Here is a 2,555-nt window from a genome sequence, read left to right on the forward strand (position 1 = left end):
TGAAAACATTCTGCAGATCCGCAGCCTTCCAGTCGCCCCCGCCCAGGTCCGCAATGCGTCCCCAGCGCGGCGCCCAGTCGATTGCAGCCATAACCTGACCCTGCTCTCGAAACCACGCGATAAGCCGCCGCTGCTTCGGGTCTGCCTCATTCCACACGCCGCCGGTCGCAGCCATCCACCACGCGTTGTTGATCGTGGCGAAGCTATCCGGCAACTCGCCAATACGGACATTCCGGTAGCCCGAGAAATACGCCGTTTCGACCCACTTGTACAGGTAGCCACCCATATCCGTGCAGATCGCCGGGCCTTGGTCAGATGTCGCGGCGTCGAGCTCGGCGAAGGTGGCGCCGGGGACACCCGCCGGCAAAGCATCGATCACAGCCGCCAAGGTCGCCGAGGTGATGATCTTCTGACCGTCAAGGCCAGCCAAGGCCTCAGCAACAGTGGCCAGGGCTGCGACTCCCGCAAACGCCTCACTGGCCGGCGTCCAGATTGCCTGCTGAAGCTGATTGAGCACATTCTCATCAGGCGTGATGCTCGCATGATCAAGAATGGCCAGCAGCTCATCCATCAACCCGTTAGCCCAGGCCGATGCAATCAACGACCCGACCTGGCCAGTGACCGGATCGTCATCGACAAAACGCCCACCGACCAGACCCACGCCTGGCACGCTTTTCGGATAATCCATAGTTTCCTCAGCTGTAATCGAAAAAGACCACGGTGTGTGCCGGTGCGTACCGGCGAATCACACACTCCACAATGTCATTCGGGTTCGCACCAAACCTGGCCCCGAACCTCGTAAGCCCGAACCGGACACCGCCGGGCAATCGCGTACCCATATGCATGACCCACACAAACTGGCTGGCCCAGCCCCCGAAACGCACTCGCCCAAATCGCATCCGGCCAAATCGCGGAGCACGCCACGCCTCAACCCAGGCATCCGGATAGCCCAACCGATGCGCTAGATCCTCGAAGTACCGCGCATCTTGACGACCCACCTCGGAGAAACGCCGTACGATTTCGGTCAACCGTTCGGCGGGCGAGGCGCCCTGGCCCAGGCAGGCATCGGGCAACCCCATGACGCGCTCCCAGTCCGCGAGCAGCTCTCGCACAGCGCCTGGAAACATTTCTGACAGCAAAGCTTCGGCACGCGCATCGACTCGAGCAAGCTCCGCCGCTGCGGCATCGACCACCATGGCGGGCACCGGATACACGTCTGGATCCCAGGCAGGGCCCGGCGGCAGCAGCTGGCGCAGCTGCGCCCGATAGTCGGCCTCGGATCTCACAGCCATGTGATCGCTCCCAGCACCGGCAGCTCATTGGCGGCGGGCACGACATCGGCCGCCGGCAGCGCCAGCGTATGGTCCGTCTCGCCCGGGACGTTGCTGATCGTCGCGGACATGTGCGTGCGATACAGTCGCCCACCCAGATCAGCCTCGGAATAGAACAGATCCTGCAGCGCGACCGTGACCAATCCACGCAGCGTTTCGGTATCTGGGTCCATGCGAATCTGGACTGGCACACTCAGCAATGTAGGCGCCAACACATACAAGTCGGCCGTGACCGGCATCTTCGCCTCGATGTAATCGCGCACGGCAGCCAGCTCCGCCTCGTCAGGAATGATGCTGGCATCGTCGTCACGGACCACGAACAACCCCACAGTGCCAGGCCCCATCCAACGAGGACGGCACCAGGCGCGGGTAATGCCTGGAACTTCGAGCGCCCAGGTCTCATAGTCCGCCGCATCGCCGCCGTGCGGCTGAACGCGAAACGCCCGAACAACACGGCGCCGCCAGCGCTCCAGCGGCTCCTGGTCTGTACCGCCCACGATGCCGCCCGCAGCGACCACCCCCTGGTCGACAAGTCCACCCAGGGGAGAGATGGCTGACACAGCAGATCCAGCCAGGACGTTGCCAGCCTGGCCGGGCGTCTCCGCTTGCACAGGCACGTCGGCAGCGCCGGCTATCAACACAGTGTCAGCCGTTGCCACCAACCGCACCCCGGAGGCCGCCTGCCAAACGAAGCCAGCTCGCACCAGGATGCCTGTCGTACCGGTCACGGACACCGCCCCCGTCGCTCGGGTGGCGGCCGTGCGTCCAACGTCCTTTAGCTGCGCCCAGCGCGCCAACATGTCCTCTTCGCAGGTATCCGGTAGGATTTGGCGCGCCATCCAGGCGAGTTTGCCGTACAGGCCAAACACACCACCGCTATGGACACGAGCCAGCACGGCACTGTCCGAGCGGCGCAGAACACCGTCCACGCCAGCGCGCGCGAGATCCTCGGCCGCGCGCTGCACCAGCGCCGGCAGGGTCGGAATTTCAAACGGCATTGATTACTCCCAACACATCGTCGAACTGCAGCTCGCGCTGCTCACCATCGATCGTGAGGATCACGGTGAGATCCAGGCGAGTGACCGAGGCGCGCGCCAAGCGCACATCCACGGCCTGCGCAATCCCGTCCTCAGTCAGCCACGCCAGAGCCTCACGCTGAATCACACCGGGTTTTCAGGAGGCTTCGATTCTTGAGAGAATGGAGCCATGAGCAAGAACAACAAG

The 2,555-nt window shown here is 63.6% G+C and carries 4 protein-coding genes; all 4 read right to left on the minus strand.

What is annotated here, in order from left to right; translation table 11 throughout:
• A partial coding sequence (locus ABD022_RS14735; protein WP_343822170.1) for a hypothetical protein occupies nucleotides 1–688 on the minus strand: 688 nt, incomplete at its 3' end.
• A 7-nt stretch (nucleotides 689–695) separates the two neighbouring features.
• Entirely contained in the window at nucleotides 696–1,292 is a 597-nt protein-coding gene (locus ABD022_RS14740) for a YmfQ family protein (RefSeq protein ID WP_343822172.1), read from the minus strand.
• Nucleotides 1,283–2,329, minus strand: coding sequence for a baseplate J/gp47 family protein (locus tag ABD022_RS14745; protein WP_343822174.1), 1,047 nt, complete (start codon nucleotides 2,327–2,329; stop codon nucleotides 1,283–1,285). The genes ABD022_RS14740 and ABD022_RS14745 overlap by 10 nt, the downstream gene beginning before the upstream one ends.
• Entirely contained in the window at nucleotides 2,319–2,495 is a 177-nt protein-coding gene (locus ABD022_RS14750; protein ID WP_343822176.1) for a hypothetical protein, read from the minus strand. The genes ABD022_RS14745 and ABD022_RS14750 overlap by 11 nt, the downstream gene beginning before the upstream one ends.
• Nucleotides 2,496–2,555: the final 60 nt, after the last annotated feature.

This window comes from Castellaniella daejeonensis, assembly GCF_039523555.1.
Classification (GTDB): Bacteria; Pseudomonadota; Gammaproteobacteria; order Burkholderiales; family Burkholderiaceae_B; genus Castellaniella; species Castellaniella daejeonensis.